This window comes from Streptomyces sp. NPDC005925 (assembly GCF_040638805.1).
Lineage (GTDB): Bacteria > Actinomycetota > Actinomycetes > Streptomycetales > Streptomycetaceae > Streptomyces.
Map to the genome: position 1 here is coordinate 143,987 of NZ_JBEXVL010000006.1, position 18,662 is coordinate 162,648.

Genomic DNA, 18,662 nt, shown 5'->3' on the forward strand with positions numbered 1-18,662 from the left:
GGCTGTGACCGCACCCACACCGGGCGACCCGCGGCCTCCCGCCCGCGGCGGCCGCTGGGCGGCATGGAAGCGCCACGACACCCGCGCCGCCTACCTGTTCATCCTGCCCTGGATCCTCGGCTTCCTGATCTTCACACTGGGCCCGATGATCGCCAGCTTCGCCCTGTCGTTCACCAACTACGACGGCATCGGCGTCACCCAGAACGTGGGCCTGGCCAACTACGCGCAGATCTTCGACGACCCGTCCGTCGCGAAGTCCATGGGGAACACGCTCTTCTTCACCGCGCTGCGCGTCCCACTGCAGATGGTCATCGCCCTGGCCCTGGCCATGCTGCTGCTGCGCGTCGGCCGCGCCGCCGGCTTCTTCCGCACGGTCTTCTACCTGCCGGTGATGACCCCGGCCGTCGCGGTCGGCGTGCTGTTCCTGATGCTGTTCAACGGCAACGTCGGCGTCATCAACAAGGCCCTCGAGGCCGTCGGCGTCACCGGGCCGAGCTGGACCACCGACGGGCCGTGGATCAAGCCGGGCCTGGTGCTCATCTCGCTGTGGGCCGTCGGCTCGACCGTCGTCATCTACTTCGCCGCGCTGCGCAACGTGCCGCAGGACCTGTACGAGGCGGCCGAACTGGACGGCGCGAACTGGTGGCACCGTTTCCGGCACGTGACACTGCCGCAGATATCGGGAGCGCTGTTCTTCACCCTCGTCGTCAACACCATCGCCTCGCTGCAGACCTTCACGGAGGCCTACACCGCCTTCTACGGCACCGGGCAGGCCCAGTCGTACACCAGCGACGACGCCCTCTTCTACGTCGTCTACCTGTTCCAGCAGGCCTTCCAGTTCATGCACATGGGATACGCCTCGGCGCTCGCCTGGCTGCTGTTCCTGGTGATCGTCGTCATCACCCTCGTCCAGTTCAGGCTCAGCAAGCGCTTCGTCTACTACGAGGGAGATGAGCGATGACGGTCATCGAGGAGCACGGCAGAACAGACACCGGACCGTCCGGTGCCGACGGCGCGTCCCGCGCCCTCCGAAAGCGCCGCACGGCCCGTGACCGGCGCCGGTCAGGGAGCCCGGCGGGCAGGGCCGTACGGCTCGTGCTGCTGGTCCTCGTCTCCGCCGTCTTCCTGTACCCCTTCGTCTGGCTGCTGAGCGCGTCCGTCAAGCCCGTGCAGGAGGTGTTCGACAACGCGCTCGTCCCGGAGACGTTCCAGCCGGGCAACTACACGGAGATCTGGGACACGTTCCCGCTGCTGACCTGGCTGTGGAACTCCACCGTCATCACCCTGGCCGCCGCCGTCGCCGTCACGGTGTCCAGCGGGCTGGTGGCCTTCGGGTTCGCGTACTTCCGCTTCCCCGGCAGGAACGTCCTGTTCGGGCTGGTCGTCGGCACGATGATGCTGCCCGCCACGGTGCTGATGGTGCCGCAGTACCTGATCTGGGACTGGCTGCACCTGTCCAGCAGCCAGCTGCCGCTGTGGGCGCCGAACCTCTTCGGCAGCGCCTTCTACATCTTCCTGCTGCGCCAGTTCTTCCTCGGCCTGCCGCGCGAACTGTTCGACGCCGCACGCGTCGACGGCGCCAGCTACTGGACGCTGTACTGGCGCATCGCCGCGCCGCTGTGCAAGCCCGCGCTGCTGGTGACGTTCGTCTTCGAGATCCAGGCGTCCTGGACGGACCTGGTGCGCCCGCTGATCTATCTGCGCGACCCGGACCTCTACACCGTGCCGCGCGGGCTGAAGGCCGTGCTCGACCAGTTCGGCGAGGGCGGCGAATGGCGGTGGGAGATCGTCGCGACGGCCTCCGTGGTGGTCACCCTCCCCATGATCCTCGTGTTCTTCTTCTGCCAGCGGCACTTCACCGAGGGCATCGCCACACAGGGACGGAAGGGTTGATGGCGGAGCACCACCCCACAGCGTCGCCGGCCGTGCTCGCCCTCGACATCGGGGGCACGAAACTGGCTGCCGGAGTCGTGGCCGCGGACGGCACGGTGCTGTCGTCCGCAGTCTGCCCCACCCGTGCCCCGGAGGGCCCGGACCAGGCACTGAAACGGCTGATCGATCTCGGCCGGCAGGCGGTGGCGTCGGCCGGCGCCGACCTGGGCGGCCTCATCGGTACCGGCATCGGCTGCGGGGGCCCGCTCGACCCGTACACGGGCGTGCTGACCGGGCCGCCGCACCTGCCGGGGTGGGTGGACGTCCCGATCACGGAGCTCGCCCGGGCGGCGTACGGCCACGATGCCGTCCTGGACAACGACGGCACCGCGGGCGCTGCCGGGCAGTGGCGTTTCGGCGCCGGGCGGGGCAGCGACCACGTCGTGTACCTCACCCTGTCGACCGGCGTCGGCGGCGGCGCCGTGTTCGAAGGCCGTACCTTCCGGGGTGCCGCCGGCAACGGCGGGGAGCCGGGGCACGTCACCGTCCGCTCCGGCGGCCGGCGCTGCCGGAGCTGTGAACGCGCCGGGTGCCTGGAGGCGTACGCGTCGGGCACCTCGATCGCCGAGCGGGCCCGGGAAGGGCTCGCCGAGGGCGCGGGCGGCGACTCCGCGCTGAACGCCTTGGAGGACGTGACGGCCGCCGACGTGACGGCTGCCGTCCGGGCCGGCGACCCGTTCGCCACCGCGCTGTGGGAGGAGACCCTGGACCTCCTCGGCAGCGGCCTGACCAGCATCGTCAACCTCTACGAGCCCGAGGTGCTGGTCCTCGGCGGCGGTGTCACCCGCGCCGCCGACCTGCTGTTCGAGCCCGTACGGCGCCGGGTGGCCGCGCAGGCCATGGGGCCCGCGGCGGCCGCCGTACGGATCGTCCCGGCCACCGGCGGCGAACACGCGGGCCTCCTCGGCGCCGCCGCCGTCGCCTTCGAACGCCTCACCTGACCACCGTCACCGTTCCCGAACCCCTCCCCGACCGGCCGCACACGCTCACCCGGCCGAACCACCGACCGGCCGACCACACACCGACCGCTCCCCGCCCACCGGACCCACCAGCCGCCGACCGCCGCCGGCCCGGCCGGTCCACCGCTCGACGGACCCACCGACTTACGGAGCACCATGTCCGAGGACCCCGCCCGCCAGCTCACCGACCATCTCGAACTGGCCGAACGCACCCGGGAGCTGATCCCCGAACTCCAGAGGGTCGCCGAGCGGCTCATCGAGGTGTACGAGGCCGACGGCCGGCTCTACACGTTCGGCAACGGCGGGAGCGCCGCCGACGCCCAGCACCTCGCCGGTGAGCTGATCGGCCGCTACCTGCGTGAGCGCCGCCCGCTGCCCGCCGTGTCGCTGGTCACCGACCCGACCGTGGTCAGCTGCATCGCCAACGACTACTCCTTCGACGACGTCTTCGCCCGCCAGGTGCAGGCCCTGGCCCGTCGCGGCGACATGGTCATCGGCTTCACCACCTCGGGCCGCTCCGCCAACGTCGTGCGGGGTCTGGCCGCCGCGCGCGAAGCCGGTGCCGTCACCGTCCTGTTCGCCGGCGGGGACCAGGACGGCCGGCCCGCCGCCGACCACGCCGACCACACCCTGATCGTCCCGGCCACCGCCACCGCCCGGATCCAGGAGATGCACCTGATGCTGCTCCACCTGCTCAGCGAGCAGGTCGACGCCTGGGCCGCGACCACCGACGACAACCGGCAGGAGAAGCCCGCATGACCGCGCACAAGCCCAACGCCCGCAGCCGCACCCTCCACCTCGTCGGCAACGCGCACATCGACCCGGTGTGGCTGTGGCGCTGGCCGGAGGGCCTGCAGGAGATCCGCGCCACCTTCCAGTCCGCCGTCGACCGCATGGAGGAGTACCCCGACTTCGTGTTCACCTGCGACTCCGTCATGTACCTGGAGTGGATCGAGAAGCACCACCCCGAGCTCTTCGAGACGATCAGGAAGCGGGTCGGCGAGGGCCGCTGGCGGGTGGTCGGCGGCTGGTGGATCGAACCCGACTGCAACGTGCCCTCCGGCGAGTCGTTCGTCCGCCAGGCGCTGTACGGGCAGCGCTACCTGATCGAGAAGTTCGGCGCCGCCGCCACCCTCGGCTGCAACCTCGACCCGTTCGGCCACAACGCGCAGATCCCGCAGATCCTGCGCAAGTCCGGCATGGACGGCTACATCTTCCTGCGCCCCGGGCGGCACGAGCAGGTGCTGCCGGGCCAGTTCTTCCACTGGCAGTCCCCGGACGGATCACGCGTCATCGCCTACCGGCTGCCGCACGAGTACTGCAGCCCCGGCCAGGACATCGGCGGCCACCTCGACAAGTCCCTCGCCATGATGCCGCCCGAGGAGGACGAGCTCATGGTCTTCTACGGCGTCGGCAACCACGGCGGCGGCCCCACCAAGGCCAACCTGGACTCGGTCAAGCGACTCGACTCCCTCGGCGGCCTGCCCACACTGGTCCTCTCCCACCCCGAGGCGTTCTACGAGCGCATCCGCGACCGCGAGGACATCCCCGTGCACGCGGGCGAACTGCAGCACCACGGCCCCGGCTGCTACTCCTCGCACTCCGGCGTCAAGGAGTGGAACCGCCGCGCCGAGAACGAACTGCAGCGCGCCGAGAAGTGGGCCTCGGTCGCCCGGGCACTGACCGGCGAGGCGTACCCGCTCGCCCAGTTCACCGAGGCCTGGAAGCTGGTGCTGTTCAACCAGTTCCACGACATCCTCGCCGGCACCTCCCTCCGTACCGCCTACGACGACGCCCGCGACGACTACGGCCGCGCCCGCTCGATCGCCGCGGAGGTCTTCAACCGCTCGGTGCAGGCCGTCGCCCGCCGCATCGACATCCCGCAGCGCGACGGCACCGTCCCCCTCGTCGTGTTCAACCCGCACCCCTGGGAGCTCACGGCGGACGTCGAGGCCGAGTACGGCCAGGCCGCCACCATCCACCTGGAGGACGAGACGGGCACCCCGGTCCCCGTCCAGCTCACCCGCTCGGAATCCACCATGAACGGCAGCCGCGGCCGGATCGCCTTCCGCGCCACCGTCCCGCCGCTCGGACACCGCGTCTACCACCTCCTGCCCGGCACCCGTACGGCACAGCCCGGACCCGTCACGGCCACCGGGACCATGCTGGAGAACGAGCACCTCAGGCTCACCGTCGACCCGGCCACGGGCTGGCTCGGCTCCCTGTACGACAAGGACAACAACGTCGAACTGCTCCCCGGGCGGCCCGAGCCGCACGCCGTCGTCATCGACGACGCCTCCGACACCTGGGGCCACCGCGTCCGCGCCTACGACAAGGAGGCGGGCGCCTTCCGCTGCACCCGCGTACGCCTGGTCGAACAGGGCCCGGTGCGGGCGGTGCTGCGCGTCGAGAGCGAGTACGGGCGCTCCACCCTCGCCGAGGAACTGGTGCTGTCGGCCGGCTCCCGCCAGGTCGAGGTCCGTGCCGTCGTCCACTGGCACGAGCAGCTCAAGCTCCTCAAGCTGCGCTTCCCCACGGCGCTGACGGACGTCACGGCCACCCACGAGATTCCCTACGGCCACATCGAGCGCACGCCCGACGGCACCGAGGAGCCCACTCAGGCGTGGGTGGACGTCACCGGCACCCTGCCCGGCGGCGCCCGCGCCGGTCTCGCCGTCGTCAACGACAGCAAGCACGGCCACGACGTCCTGGCCGGCCGCATCGGCATGACGGCGCTGCGCAGCCCGGTCTACGCCTGGCACGAGCCGAAGCTGCTGGACGAGGACGGCGTGTACGAGTACCTCGACCAGGGGCGGCAGGAATTCCGCTACACCCTCGTCCCGCACGCCGGCGACTGGCGTGCCGCCGACCCGGTGCGGCGGGCCGCGGAGCTCAACCAGCCCGCGTTCGCGCTGCTGGAGACCTTCCATACCGGCCCGTTCGCACAGCGCGCCGCGCACGCCGACGACGGCGCGGGCAGCGTCCTCGTGACGGTCGTCAAGGGCGACGAGGACGGCAGCGGCGACTACGTCGTCCGCGCCTACGAGTCGCAGGGCGTCCCGGCCGAGGCGCGGATCGAGCTGCCGATGCTCGGCGGCCGGGTGATCGAGGCCGCGTTCGGGCCGCAGGAGATCAAGACGTTCCGGGTGCCGCTCGACCCGCAGGCGCCGGTCACGGAGACGGACCTGCTGGAGAGGACCGCCGGCCAGTGACCTCGTACCCCCTGTCCGGCGACCCGGCCGGCGACGGCTGGGAGATCCGGGGCTGCCTGGGCGACACCTGGCGGTGGCTCGGCGGCCCCGGACGGCCGGCGGGTGAGGCGGGATGGTTCGCGGCCCGTGTGCCCGGCTCGGTGCCGGACGACCTGTGCCGGGCCGGGCGGCTGCCCGACCCGTACCACTCCGACAACAGTCTCGCGTCGGAGTGGGTGCCGCAGCGCACCTGGCTCTACCGCCGCGAGATCGCCGGGGCACCCCTCGCCCAGGGGGAGCGGGCGGTCCTGCGGTTCGGCGGCGTCGACCACGACGCGACGGTGCTGGTGGACGGGCGGGAGGTGGCCCACCACAGCGGCATGTTCGTGCCGTTCGAGGTGGACGTCACCGAACAGCTCGCCGACGGCGGCCCGCACCTGCTGGCCGTTGCCGTCCACCCCGCCCCGCCGTCCGAGCCGCAGGTCGGCCGCACGGACCGGGTACGGATCCACAAGTCCCGCATGGGCTACGGCTGGGACTTCTGCCCGCGCATGATCCACCAGGGCATCTGGAAGCCGGTGACCCTGGAGATCGCGGGCCCCGTACGGCTGGTGGACGCGCACATCGGCGCCGAGACCGGTGAAGCCCTCGACACCGGCGAGGTGCGGGTCTCGGCGTCGGTGGAGGCGCGGGCGGCGGGGCTGCTGCGGGTCGAGGTGCGCTCGCCCGACGGCGAGCCGGTCGCGGCGGCCGAACACGCCGTGGCGCCCGGGGAGCGGTCCGCGGTCCTCGGCGTGCCGGTCCCGGGGCCGGAGCTGTGGTGGCCGAACGGGCACGGCGACCAGCCCCTGTACGAGGTCGAGGTGACCCTCGCGGACACCACCGGCCGCACGGTGGGGGTCCGCCGCGCCGCCACGGGCTTCCGCCGGATCGGGCTCGTACCGAACCCCGGCGCTCCCGCCGGCGCCCTCCCCTACACCCTGGAGGTCAACGGCCGCCGTATCCACCTCAAGGGCTGGAACTGGGTCCCGCACGACGCCCATTACGGCGTGCCGCGGCCCGAGCGGCTGGAACACCTGCTGCGGCTGGCCGCCGACGCGCACGTCACCCTGCTGAGGGTGTGGGGCGGCGGCCTGATCGAGACGGCGGACTTCTACCGGTGGTGCGACCGGCTGGGGCTGCTGGTGTGGCAGGAGTTCAGCCTCTCCAGCTCCGGAATCGACAGTGTGCCCGCCGCCGACGGGGAGTACGTGGCGCTGATGGAGCGCGAGGCGCGCGCCCTCGTACCGGCACTGCGCCCGCACCCCTCGCTCGCGATCTGGGGCCCGGGCAACGAACTGCACGACACGGCCGCCGCCTGCCCCCTGGACGAGCGGTCGTCCCCGGTCGTCGCCGCGCTGGCCGACGTCGTGGCGGAGCTGGACCCGGACCGCGCCTGGCTGCCCGGCTCACCGTCCGGGGCCGCCTTCCTCAACCGCCTCGACCTCATCGCGGCCGCCCCCGACGCCCAGCACGACGTGCACGGCCCGTGGGAGCACCAGGGCATCGGCGCACAGCACGAGCTGTACGACGCGGGAACCTGTCTGCTGCACAGCGAGTTCGGCGTGGAGGGCATGGCGAACGCCCGCACGTGGCAGGCCGTCGTCCCCGAGGGCCGCCGGTGGCCGACCGGCCGGGACAACCCCCTCATGGAGCACCTGGGCGCCTGGTGGAACAACACCCCGCTCGTCCAGGCGTCCTTCGGCGGCAGGCTGACCACCCCCGACCTCGTACGGCGCGCCTCGCAGCAGCTCCAGTACGACGGACTGCGCTACGCGGTGGAGGCCAACCTGCGCCGCGCGCCGCGCAGCAGCGGCACGATCCCCTGGCAGTTCGACGAGCCGTTCCCCAACGCCTGGTGCACCGCCGCCGTCGACCACCGCGGCGACCCGAAACCCGCCTACCACGGGGTGCGCCGCGCCTACCGCCCCGCACACGTCTGCGCCCGCTTTCCCACCCAGGCCTGGCACGGCCACCCGGCCTTCACGGCCGAACTGTGGGCCTGGGACCAGCACGGACGGGGCAGGACCGTCACCGCCCGCCTCACGGACGCCTACGGCGAACTCCTCGCCGAGCACCGCCGCCCGCTCGGCGAACCGACGGCGCCAGGACCGCACACGTCCGTCCCCGCCGCCCGGGCCGGCGAGTGGGAGGTGGTGCTGGACGGCCTCACCACGGATGTCTTCCTCCTCGACCTCGCCCTGTACGACGCCGACGGGTCGGTGCTCGCCGCGAACCGCTGGCTCCACACCCGCACCGCCGACCTGTCCCCGCTCCTCGACCTCCCCGCGGCGCACATCGAGGCCACGGCGGGCCCGGACCACGTGACCGTCGCCCACACCGGGGGAGCGGCCGCCCTCGGCCTGGTCCTGACCGACGCCCGCCCCATCACCGACCCCGGCTGGGCCGCCTTCGGCGACAACATGCTCGACCTGCTCCCCGGCGACCGCGTCCGCATCCCCGTGCAGTGGCGCCACGCCCCCGCCGAGGGCCGCACCGTACGGCTGGAAGGATGGAACACCGGTGTCGTCGAACTCCTCTGACGCTGACGCCCCCTCGCCCGGGGCCCCCGCGCCGCCCCCGCGGGACGCCACCGGAGGCGGGGCGAGGCCGCCGCATGCCGCCGGGCCGGTGGCTGACGCCCCCGCCCCGGTCGTCCTGCGGTCCGCCCCGGCCGGCGAGGTGACGCTGCCGTACGTCGTGGGGCTGACGCGCCCGGACGGCCACTGTCTGCCCGTACCGGCCGAGCACACCTCCGTCCGGGCCGACGGCACCGTGGACGTCCAGGGCACGGCCGGAGGATTCACCGCCCGCCTGCGCCTCGCACCCGGCACCGGACTGCGCGAGGCGGCACTCACCGTACGGCGCGTCGCCGCCGAACCCGCCGAGGCGGGCCTGCGCGCCGAGATCCGGCTCGGCGCGAGCACCGACCCCGGCTGGCTCGTCCCCGGCGTCTTCTACGGCGAGAACCGGCGCCCCGACTGCACCCGCCCCTACCCCCGCTACGAGCGCGGCGACCACGACCCCGACGGCATGACCGCGGACGCCTGGTCCTTCCGGGCCGACCGCTGCGCCACACCCGTGGTCTTCGCCCGCGACCCGTACGGCGGCGCGGCCCTCGCCCTCACGGCGGAGACCGGCGAACTGGGCGAACAGGGCGTCGGCCTCGCCCTCCTCGACGGCGACCGCCCGGCCCTGCGCCTGCACGCCCCCTACCGCGAGGAACCCGTCTCCTACTACGGCAGCGGCACCCCGAGGCCCGCCGAAGCCCCCCTGCACAGCTGGGCTCCCGGCGAGGAGCACACGCTGCGTTTCACGGTGCACCTGCTGGACGCCGACCCGCACGCCTACGCCCCCGTCCTGCGCGCCCTGCACGCCCGCACCGCCGTGCCCGAACGGCCCGCCGCCTGGGTGGGCCTGGACGAGGCGGCCGAACTGTCGGCGTACGGGCTGCACCGCTGGCACTACCGCCCCGACCCGCCGCTGCTCCTGGAGACGGCCGCCTTCGACCGTGAGGCGCTCGGCGAGCGCGGCGACCGGCGGGCGATGCACGTCTCCTGGGTCAGCGGCACCCCGTACGCGCACGCCCTGCTGCTGCACGCCCGCCGCACCGGCGACGCGGCGCAGGCCGAGGCGGCGGTGAGCGTCCTCGACCACATCGCCGGCAACCTCACACCCGGCGGCACCTTCTGGGGCCAGTGGACCGAGAGCGGCGGCTGGAACGCGGGCTGGACCCCCGACCGCAGCCGCGTCCACGCCCGCACGATCGGCGACGCCACCCTCTTCCTGCTGCGCGCGCTGCGCTCCGAGCGGGCACGCGGCCACCGCCACCCGCTGTGGGAGCGGGCGGTGCGTTCCAACCTGGCCGTCGCGGTGGCCGGCCGGCACCCGGACTCCGGACGGCTCGCGGCGGCGCACCACACCGAGACCGGAGAGGCCCTGTCGTACGAGGGTGCGGCCGGGCTCGCCTGGATCGCCGCAATGGTGGAGGCGGCGGAGGCGTTCGGGGAGCCGGAGCTGCTGGCGGTGGCGCGCGGGGCGGGGCAGGCGTACGCGGCGGACGTGGCCGCGGAGTTCATCTGCGGGGCACCCGAGGACGTGTCCCTCGCGCCCACCTCGGAGGACGGCTACAACGCGCTCATCGCGTACACCCTGCTGCACGAGGCGGACCCGGCGGCGGGGGAGGGCCGGTGGCTGGACCTCGCGCGGCGCGCGGCCGACTGGACACTCACCTTCCGCTACACCTACGACGTCTCCTTCGGCGAGCACACCCTCCTCGGCCGCTACGGCTTCCGCACCCGCGGCGGCGACCAGGCCTCGCCCTCCAACCAGCACCTGCACGCCTTCGGCCTGATCTGCCTGCCGGAACTGACCCGGCTCGCCCGCCACACCCGCGACCCGTACTACCTGGCGTCGGCGCGCGAGAACCTCGACTGCTTCCGGCAGTTCGTCGCCCGCGCCGACGGCGACTTCAACGCCTACCGCGGCATGGTCAGCGAGCGCTTCTACCAGACGGAGTGCTTCCAGGCGAAGGGCATGCTGCTCACCCTGTCGCACGCCTGGTCCGCGGGCGTGCTCCTGTACGGCTGCGAAACCGCCCGCGAGATGCCCGAGTTCAAGGAGCTGCGATGACCGACACGGACGCGTCCCGCCTGCTGCGCTTCCCCGACGGGTTCCGCTGGGGCACGTCCACCTCCGCCTACCAGGTGGAGGGCTCCCCGAGGGCCGACGGGAAGGGTGAGTCGATCTGGGACCGGTTCTGCGCGCGGCCCGGCACGGTCGAGAACGGTGACACCGGGGACGTCGCCTGCGACCAGTACCGGCGCCGCGAGTCGGACGTGGCGCTGATGGCGGAGCTGGGGCTGAACGCCCACCGTTTCTCCCTCGCCTGGCCGCGGATCGTGCCCGAAGGATCGGGCCGGGTGGAAAAGCGCGGGCTCGCCCACTACGACCGCTTCATCGACACCCTCCTCGACAAGGGCATCACCCCGCTCGTCACCCTCTACCACTGGGACCTGCCGCAGCCGTTGCAGGACACGGGCGGCTGGCGCAACCGGGACACCGCGCAGCGTTTCGCCGAGTACGCCGCCGTGTGCTTCGACGCCTTCGGCGACCGGGTACGCGACTGGGTGACCATCAACGAACCCTGGGTCGTCGGCCTGCTGGGCCATCAGCTGGGCCTGCACGCACCGGGCGAGAAGGACCTGGCGGGCAGTGTGCGCGTGATGCACCACCTGCTGCTGGCGCACGGCCTGGCCGTACGGGAACTGCGGGCGCGGGGCCGTCAGGACGCGCGGGCGGGCGTCGCCTTCAGCCTCTGGCCGCACACCCCGGACACCGACAGCGCCGAGGACCGGGACGCGGCGCACGCCTCCGACGGCTACACCAACCGCTGGTTCCTCGACCCGGTGCACGGCTGCGGCTACCCCGCCGACATGCGCGGGCACTGGGAACGCGCGACCGGCCCGCTGGACTTCGTACACGACGGGGACGAGGACACCATCGCCGCCGGCAGCGACTTCATCGGCGTCAACTACTACACGCGGCGGATCGTCAGCGCCGGACGGGGCGACGGGCCCTGGCCGTGGAAGGTGGAGGGCGGCCGGGCGGACATACCGCGTACGGACCTCGACTGGGAGATCCTCCCCGGCGACCTGGAGTCCCTGCTGGTGCGCCTGCACCGCGAGTACCCGGGCCTGCCGCTGCTGATCACGGAGAACGGCGGTGTCTTCAACGACGGGCCCGGCCCCGACGGCGCCGTGCGCGACGCGCGCCGGGTGGACTTCCTCCACCGCCACCTCGCGGCGGTGCACGCGGCGATCGAGGCGGGCGCACCGGTCGAGGGCTACTTCCACTGGTCGTTCATCGACAACTTCGAGTGGGCGATGGGCTACCGGCCGCAGTTCGGCCTCGTGCACGTCGACCGTGCCACCCAGCGGCGGACGGTCAAGGACAGTGGCCGCTGGTACGCGAGGGCGGCGCGCACGGGCGCGATCGCGGAGCCGCGGTGACGGGGGCGGCGCGCGACCCGCGGCGGGGAGCGCCGGGAGGAGCGCCGTGAGGAGCGGCTCGGGGAGCGCGGGGCGGAGCGCGCCGGGCGGCACGGTGACGCTGCCCGGGGCGGAGGTGCCCGTACGGGCGGACGTGGACGTCGCGGTGGTCGGCGCCACCCTGACCGGCGTGGTGGCCGCGATCCGTCTGGCGGAGGCCGGGCACCGGGTGGCGCTGCTGGAACCGGGGTACGCCCCCGGCACGGACCTCACGGCGGCGAACCGGCCGTGGCTCACCGCACCGGACCGCCGGTCACGGCAGGCGGCGCTGCCGGACCTGCTGGCACCGCTCGTGCCCGAGGACACCGCGCCGGGCGCCCATGTGCCGCTGCGCCCGGCGGCGCTCAAGCTCCACCTGGAGGACGCGCTGCTCGCGGCAGGGGTGGAGCTGCTGTACGGGACGCGACCGGTGGCGGAGCACCGCGACGAGGGCCGCGGGGCGGGTCTGGTCGTGGCGGACGTGTCCGGCCGCAGCCTGGTGGCCTGCGGCACCGTCCTGACCACGGACGGGTCCCCGCCGGACGACGGGCGCCACGGCGGTCCGCACCACCCGCACGACCGGCCCGGGCTCCCGGGGAGCCACCGCCCCGGGCCGACGGAGCCCGCCCGGTCGTCCGGGCCGTCCGGGCCGTCGCGGGTGTTCAGCGTGGAGATCGACGGCGCGGGCGCGGACGCGGCGCAGGCCTCCCGTCGTCACCCGGTCCCCGGGGTGCGGTACGTCGACGGCTACCGGGGCGAAGGACACCTGTACGCGCTGATCGAGACGGACGGCGACCGCCGCACGGCCGTACGCACCGCGGGCCGCCTCCTGCGCGGGCACCCGGCGCTGCGCGGCGCCCGCATCGGCGCCGTGGGCCGGATCCCCCTGCGCGGACAGTGCCCGGCCGCGGCCGTCACGCGCGGCGAGGAAGCGGCCCGCACGCTCAGTGTGGGACCGGGAGGCCCGCCGTCGGTGCCACACCGCACGCCGGGCGTCGCACAGGTCACGGCGCAGCCGCTGCGCGCGCATCCCCCGGTCGACGTCCTCGTCGTCGGCGGCGGCACCAGCGGCGCCTCCGCCGCGCTGGCCGCCGCGCGCGAGGGCGCCCGCGTCCTGATGGCCGAGGCGGGCCCCGGCCCCGGCGGCACCGGCACCTACGGCGGTGTGCACAGCTACTGGTTCGGCCGCCGCGCGGGCCACGCCGGCTCCGTGCAGCGCGCGAGCAGGCGCACCCACCGGGAACTCGGCCTGCGCGGCGGCGTCGCCACCTGGAACATCGAGGCCAAGGCCCTCGCCCTGCACGACGAACTCCGGGCCGCGGGCGTCGAACTCCACTACGGCACCCGCGCCTTCGCCGTCCTGAGGGACGGCCACCGCGTCACCGGGGCGGCCCTCGCCGGTGAACACGGCCCGTACGCCGCCACGGCCGAGGTCGTCGTCGACGCCACCGGCGAGGCCGACCTCGCCGCCTGGAGCGGCGCACCCACCGAGCACGGCGCGGCAGCTACCCGTACGACCATGTGGGCGTCCCTCGCCGGCTTCGAGACCCCGGGCATCACCCGCAACAACTTCGGCGGCCTCGCCGACCTCACCGACCCGGCCGACGCCACCCGGGCCGTACTGGCCGCCCGCCGCCGCAGCCCCCGGCTGCACGACCACGGCGAGGCACCCGTGACCCGCGAGGGCCGCCATCTGGTGGGCGAGACGGTGCTGACGCTCACCGACCAGCTCACGGACCGCCGCCGGCCGGACACGATCGCCGTGCACTTCTCCAACCACGACCTGAAGGGCAAGGGCGAGGCGCTCTGGCCGCAGCTCGGCCTGATCCCGCCCAACCTCGAGATCGAGGTCCCCTACCGTGCCCTGCTGCCCCGCACCGTGGACGGCCTCCTCGTCACCGGCAAGGCCCTGGCAGCCACCCATGACGCCCTGCCCGCCCTGCGCATGCAGGCCGATCTGGAGAACCTGGGCGCCGCCACCGGTATCGCAGCCGCCCAGTGCGTACGGGACGGCGTCCGGCCGCGCCACCTCGACGTGGCGAAACTCCGCAGCCACCTCAGGCACACCGGGCACCTGCCGGAACCGGCCCCGCCCACCACCCCGCTGCCCTGGCCGCAGGCACTGCGCGAACTCGCCGCACGGCTGCCCCTGCACGCGTACTCCGACATGGGCCGCCGCGAGGTGTTCCACGGCCGCATCCCCTTCGTCGACCTGGCCCTCGACCCGCAGCCCGGCACGACGGCCCGTATCGCCGCGGCCCTCGCCGAAACCGACGCGGAGCCGCTGCGCCTGACGCTCGCCCAGCTCCTCGTGCTCCGCGGCGACCCGGCCGGTGCCGACGTACTGCGCGACCACCTCCACCGCAGGCTCTCCGGCCCCGCCCTGCCACGCCGCGCGTCACACATCCGCGAGGCACAGCTGCCGCCCGACCAGTCCGCTATGCCGGACGAGGTGTATCTGCTCAACACCCTCGCCCTCGCACGCGATCCGCGCACCGTCGGGGTGTGGGAGCGGGTGGCCGCGCGCCTGGAGGTGACGCCCGAGTCGCTGCGCGACGGCGCCGCCGGGACCTTCTCCTGGGTCGACAGCGTCGCCGCCGGCGCCGAACGCCTCGGCGACCGGGCCGCCGTACCCGTCCTGACCCGCCTCCACCGGCACCCGGCGCTGCACGGCCAGCACCGGACCGGCGGCATCGAACCGGACGACTTCCAGGAACGCCGCGCCATGCTGGAACTCGCCCTCGCCCGCGCCCTGGCCCAGTGCGGCAGCAGCCGCGGACTGGACGTCCTCCTCGCGTACCTGACCGACTGCCGGGCGCCACTCGCCGCGCAGGCCCGCCGCAGACTGTGCGCCCTGTACGACCTGGACCCGTCCGACGCCCCCGCCCGCCACGACACGCGGGCGTGGCGGGAGCTCGCCGCCCGCGCGGGCACACCCCCCGCCCGTCCGCTGCCGTGGCGGCACGACCCGCACCGGGCAGACCTCCCGCGGGGATTCCAGCCAGGGAGGCGCACCACATGACCGGACCAGTTCCCGTACCGTCCGGGCCGCTGCTCGCCGGAGTGGACGCCGGCAGCACGCACTGCAAGGCCCTGCTGTGCACCGCCGACGGCACGGTGGTGGCCCGCGCCCAGGCACCCACCAACAGCACCGACCTGGCCACCACCGCACTCGACGCCCTCGCGCGGTGCGTCCGCTCCGCGGGCGGCACGGCCCCCGAGGCCGTCGGCGTCACCGGCATGGCGGAGTCCGGCGTACCCCTCGACCGGGACGGCCGGACGATCGGCCCGCTGCTGATGTGGTCCGACCCGGCGCCCGCGGCGCACGCCGACCGGCTCGCCCGCGCCTACGGCCGCGCCGCACTGCACGCGCGGACCGGCGTCCTGCCCAGCGCCAAGGTCCCGCTCGCCCGCTGGCACTGGCTGCGCGCCGAACACCCCGGGCGGCTGTCCCGGATGCACACCTGGGCGGGAGCGGCCGACCTCGTCGCCCACGCCCTGACCGGCCGCACCGGCACCGACGCCACCTTCGCGCAGCGCACCATGGCCTGGGACCCCGCCGCCGGCCGCTGGCACCCGGATCTCCTCGCGGACGCCGGACTGACACCGGAGCGGATGCCGCACGTGCACGGACCCGGCGATCCCGTCGGCCGTGTCACCGCTCAGGCAGCCGCCCGCACCGGACTGCGACCCGGCACCCCGGTCGTCGTCGCCGGACACGACCACCTCGTCGGGGCATGGACCGCGGGCGCCCGCACACCGGGGTGCGTCGCCGACTCGATGGGCACCGCCGAAGCCGTCGTCACCGTCTCGGCGGCACCACCCGACCGGGCCGCCGCCGCGCGCGAGGGCATGTCGTGGGGGCGGCACGCCGACGGCTCGCACTTCGTCACCGTCGCGGGGATGTCGAGCTCGGGCGCGCTCGTCGAGTGGTTCTGCGACCGCTTCCTGCCCCACCTCGCCGACGCGCCACGCACGGAGAGGTACGCCGCGTTCGCCCGGCTCGTCGGCGACGACGCCACGCCCACCGGCCTCACCGTCGAGCCCTACCTGCACGGCCGCAGCGCCCCGCGCCCCGACCCGGGCGCCCGGCTGGCCGTCCACGGCATCGGCGTACACCACGGGCCGCCCGAACTGGCCCGCGCGCTCCTCGAAGGCGCCGCCCACCAGGCCCGCTGGATGACCGACGTACAGTCCCGGCTCACCGGCCACCCGCCCACGACCGTCACCCTGCTCGGCGGCTCCACCCGGCTGCGCGCCTGGACCGCCCTCAAGGCCGCCGTCACCCCCTGGCGCACGGAGGTCTGCGACGAGCCCGAGGCCCCGTGTCTCGGCGCCGCCGCCTGGGCCTGCGCGGCCCTCGGCCACGACCCGGCGTCCATCCGCCCACCGCACCGCGAGGAACGACCACCGCGCCCGGCGGCCGAGGCACACCGTCACGCGTACGAGACGGGCTTCCTGCCCCGTGTCACCGGCACACACCGCGGCACACGGCCACCCACCGCTCCTGACGCGCCCTCGGACGTCGGCACGCCGCCCGTGCCGGACACGTCCGCTGCCTCTGGTCCGGCTGCCGTCTCCGGCGCGTCCGCGATCTCCGGTCCGGCCACCGCTTCCGGCGCCTCCGCGACCCCCGGGCCGGGCGTGGTCCGCGGGACGACGGCCGCCCCCGGGCTGCGCCCTGCCTCCGACGGGCAGCCCGCGTCCGGTACGCCCGCAGCCCCGGGCGCGGGCCCGGGCGGGAACGGGGGCGCGGCCTCCGGGACGCCGGTCGCCCCCGGCACGCACCCGCCCACCCGTACGCACGCGACCCCCGGTCCCGCCGCCGCCCCCGGCGGTGGGACCGCCCGCCCCGGCACGAACCCGCCCCGCACCGCCCGCCCCACCACCCCAGGGAGACCGATGAGTACCACCCCGCCCGTACCGCTCCCCGCCACCCTCACCGGCGGTTCGCTCGCCCCGGGCGAACTGGCCCGCCCTTCCGGCACGTTCGCCATGGTCGCCATGGACCAGCGCGACTCGCTGCGCACGATGATGGCCGAGCGCGCCCGGGTCCCCGGCGCCGGCATCCCCGACGAGCGGCTCACCGAGTTCAAGCTCGCCGTCGCCCGCACCCTCGGACCGCACGCCTCCGCGCTCCTCATCGACCGCGACTACGGATACCGCCCGATGCTCGACACCCAGGCCCTGCCCCCGGCCTGCGCCCCGATCCTCGCCGTCGACGCGCTCGACCAGCAGCCCGGTGGGCCGGTCGAGGACACCTCCCTCGACACCGCCGTGGACCCGCAGGCCGCCGCAGCCGAGGGAACCCGTGGCCTGAAACTGCTGATCATCTGGCGCCGCGACGGGCACGAGGAACGGCGTGTCGCCCTGGCCGCCCACTTCATCGACCTCTGCCGCACCGCCGGACTGGCCTCCGTCCTGGAACCCGTGGCCCGCCCCACCGCCGAACAGGAAGCCGCCGGCACCTTCCGCCTCAACGACGCCATCGTGGACGCCGCCCACGCCCTCGCACCCCTGCGCCCTTCCCTCTACAAATGCCAGGTGCCGGACGGCGGCCGGGGCAGTGTCGCCCGGATCGCCGCCCAGGCCGAACGGATCGACGCCGTCGTGGACGTCCCGTGGGTCGTGCTGTCGCAGGGCGTCGCCCTCGACGACTTCCCCGACGCAGTCGAGGCGGCCTGCCGGGCCGGCGCCTCCGGCTTCCTCGCCGGCCGTGCCCTGTGGACCGACGCCCTCGACAGCCCGGACACCCGGGGCACGCTCGCCGGCCCCTGCACGGACCGCCTCAAGAGGCTCGCCGAAACCGTCGACACCCACGGCCGCCCCTGGTGGACCGCCGGCGCCGCGGCACAGGGGGCCTCCGCGTGAGCCGTGTCTGCGTCCTGCACACCGTCGCCGCCCTCCCGGCCGTCTTCGACCCCCTGGTGCGCGAACTCGCGCCCGGCGTGCGCCCGTACCACGTCGTGGACGAAAGCCTCCTCGCCGACACGATCACGCACGGCCCGCTGCCCCGCACCGCCGCGCGCCTCGCGGCGTACGTCCAGCACGCCGAGGCCGCCGGGGCCGAGGCCGTCCTCGTCACCTGCTCCTCCGTCGGCCCGGCCGCCGAGGCCGCCCGCCCGCTGGTCGGCATCCCCGTCCTGCGGGTCGACGAGCCGATGGCGGCCGAAGCGGTCCGCACCGGAGCCCGCATCGGCGTCCTCGCCACGCTGTCCTCCACCCTCGACCCCACCACCGCCCTGATCCGCCGCCAGGCCGACGCGACGGGCGTACGCGTCGAACTCACCGCCTCCGCCTGCCCGGGCGCGTACGAGGCCCGCATCGCCGGCCGTACCGCCGAACACGACGCGCTGATCGCCGCCGAGGCGCGGCGTCTCGCAGCCGACCACGACGTCCTGGTCCTAGCCCAGGCGTCGATGGCCGCGGCCGTCCCGGACGGCGAACTGTCCGTCCCCGTCCTGACCTCACCGCGCTCGGGCACCGCCCAGCTGCGCAGAGCCCTCTGAGGA

General features: G+C 74.6%; 11 protein-coding genes. All 11 read left to right on the plus strand.

Annotated features, from left to right (window positions below; genetic code table 11):
- Positions 1–4: 4 nt before the first annotated feature.
- The 11 genes from ABZ354_RS10800 to ABZ354_RS10850 all read left to right on the plus strand — a co-directional run bounded on the left by ABZ354_RS10800 (position 5) and on the right by ABZ354_RS10850 (position 18,659).
- The gene (locus tag ABZ354_RS10800; protein WP_358655180.1) at positions 5–961 is read left to right on the plus strand and encodes a sugar ABC transporter permease; all 957 of its coding nucleotides are present in this window, start codon (positions 5–7) and stop codon (positions 959–961) included.
- A complete protein-coding gene (locus tag ABZ354_RS10805) occupies positions 958–1,893 on the plus strand; it encodes a carbohydrate ABC transporter permease (RefSeq protein WP_358655182.1) in 936 nt (311 codons plus the stop codon). Before ABZ354_RS10800 ends, ABZ354_RS10805 begins: the two co-directional genes overlap by 4 nt.
- A complete protein-coding gene (locus ABZ354_RS10810) occupies positions 1,893–2,873 on the plus strand; it encodes an ROK family protein (RefSeq protein WP_358655184.1) in 981 nt (326 codons plus the stop codon). Before ABZ354_RS10805 ends, ABZ354_RS10810 begins: the two co-directional genes overlap by 1 nt.
- Before the next feature lie 174 nt (positions 2,874–3,047).
- Positions 3,048–3,650 (plus strand): SIS domain-containing protein, encoded by a 603-nt coding sequence (locus tag ABZ354_RS10815; protein ID WP_358655185.1) that lies wholly within the window; start codon positions 3,048–3,050, stop codon positions 3,648–3,650.
- Positions 3,647–6,103: a glycoside hydrolase family 38 C-terminal domain-containing protein gene (locus ABZ354_RS10820; protein WP_358655187.1), complete on the plus strand. Its 2,457-nt coding sequence runs from the start codon at positions 3,647–3,649 to the stop codon at positions 6,101–6,103. Before ABZ354_RS10815 ends, ABZ354_RS10820 begins: the two co-directional genes overlap by 4 nt.
- Complete coding sequence (locus ABZ354_RS10825) at positions 6,100–8,664, plus strand: glycoside hydrolase family 2 TIM barrel-domain containing protein (protein WP_358655189.1); 2,565 nt, start codon at positions 6,100–6,102, stop codon at positions 8,662–8,664. Before ABZ354_RS10820 ends, ABZ354_RS10825 begins: the two co-directional genes overlap by 4 nt.
- A gap of 88 nt (positions 8,665–8,752) precedes the next feature.
- The gene (locus tag ABZ354_RS10830) at positions 8,753–10,753 is read left to right on the plus strand and encodes a hypothetical protein (RefSeq protein ID WP_358655191.1); all 2,001 of its coding nucleotides are present in this window, start codon (positions 8,753–8,755) and stop codon (positions 10,751–10,753) included.
- Complete coding sequence (locus tag ABZ354_RS10835) at positions 10,750–12,132, plus strand: GH1 family beta-glucosidase (protein ID WP_358655192.1); 1,383 nt, start codon at positions 10,750–10,752, stop codon at positions 12,130–12,132. The genes ABZ354_RS10830 and ABZ354_RS10835 overlap by 4 nt, the downstream gene beginning before the upstream one ends.
- Before the next feature lie 46 nt (positions 12,133–12,178).
- A complete protein-coding gene (locus tag ABZ354_RS10840) occupies positions 12,179–15,172 on the plus strand; it encodes an FAD-dependent oxidoreductase (RefSeq protein ID WP_358655194.1) in 2,994 nt (997 codons plus the stop codon).
- Positions 15,169–18,021, plus strand: a complete 2,853-nt coding sequence (locus tag ABZ354_RS10845) for an FGGY family carbohydrate kinase (RefSeq protein ID WP_358655196.1) — start codon at positions 15,169–15,171, stop codon at positions 18,019–18,021. Before ABZ354_RS10840 ends, ABZ354_RS10845 begins: the two co-directional genes overlap by 4 nt.
- Positions 18,018–18,659 (plus strand): aspartate/glutamate racemase family protein, encoded by a 642-nt coding sequence (locus tag ABZ354_RS10850; RefSeq protein ID WP_358655198.1) that lies wholly within the window; start codon positions 18,018–18,020, stop codon positions 18,657–18,659. Before ABZ354_RS10845 ends, ABZ354_RS10850 begins: the two co-directional genes overlap by 4 nt.
- The last annotated feature ends 3 nt before the right edge of the window (positions 18,660–18,662 follow it).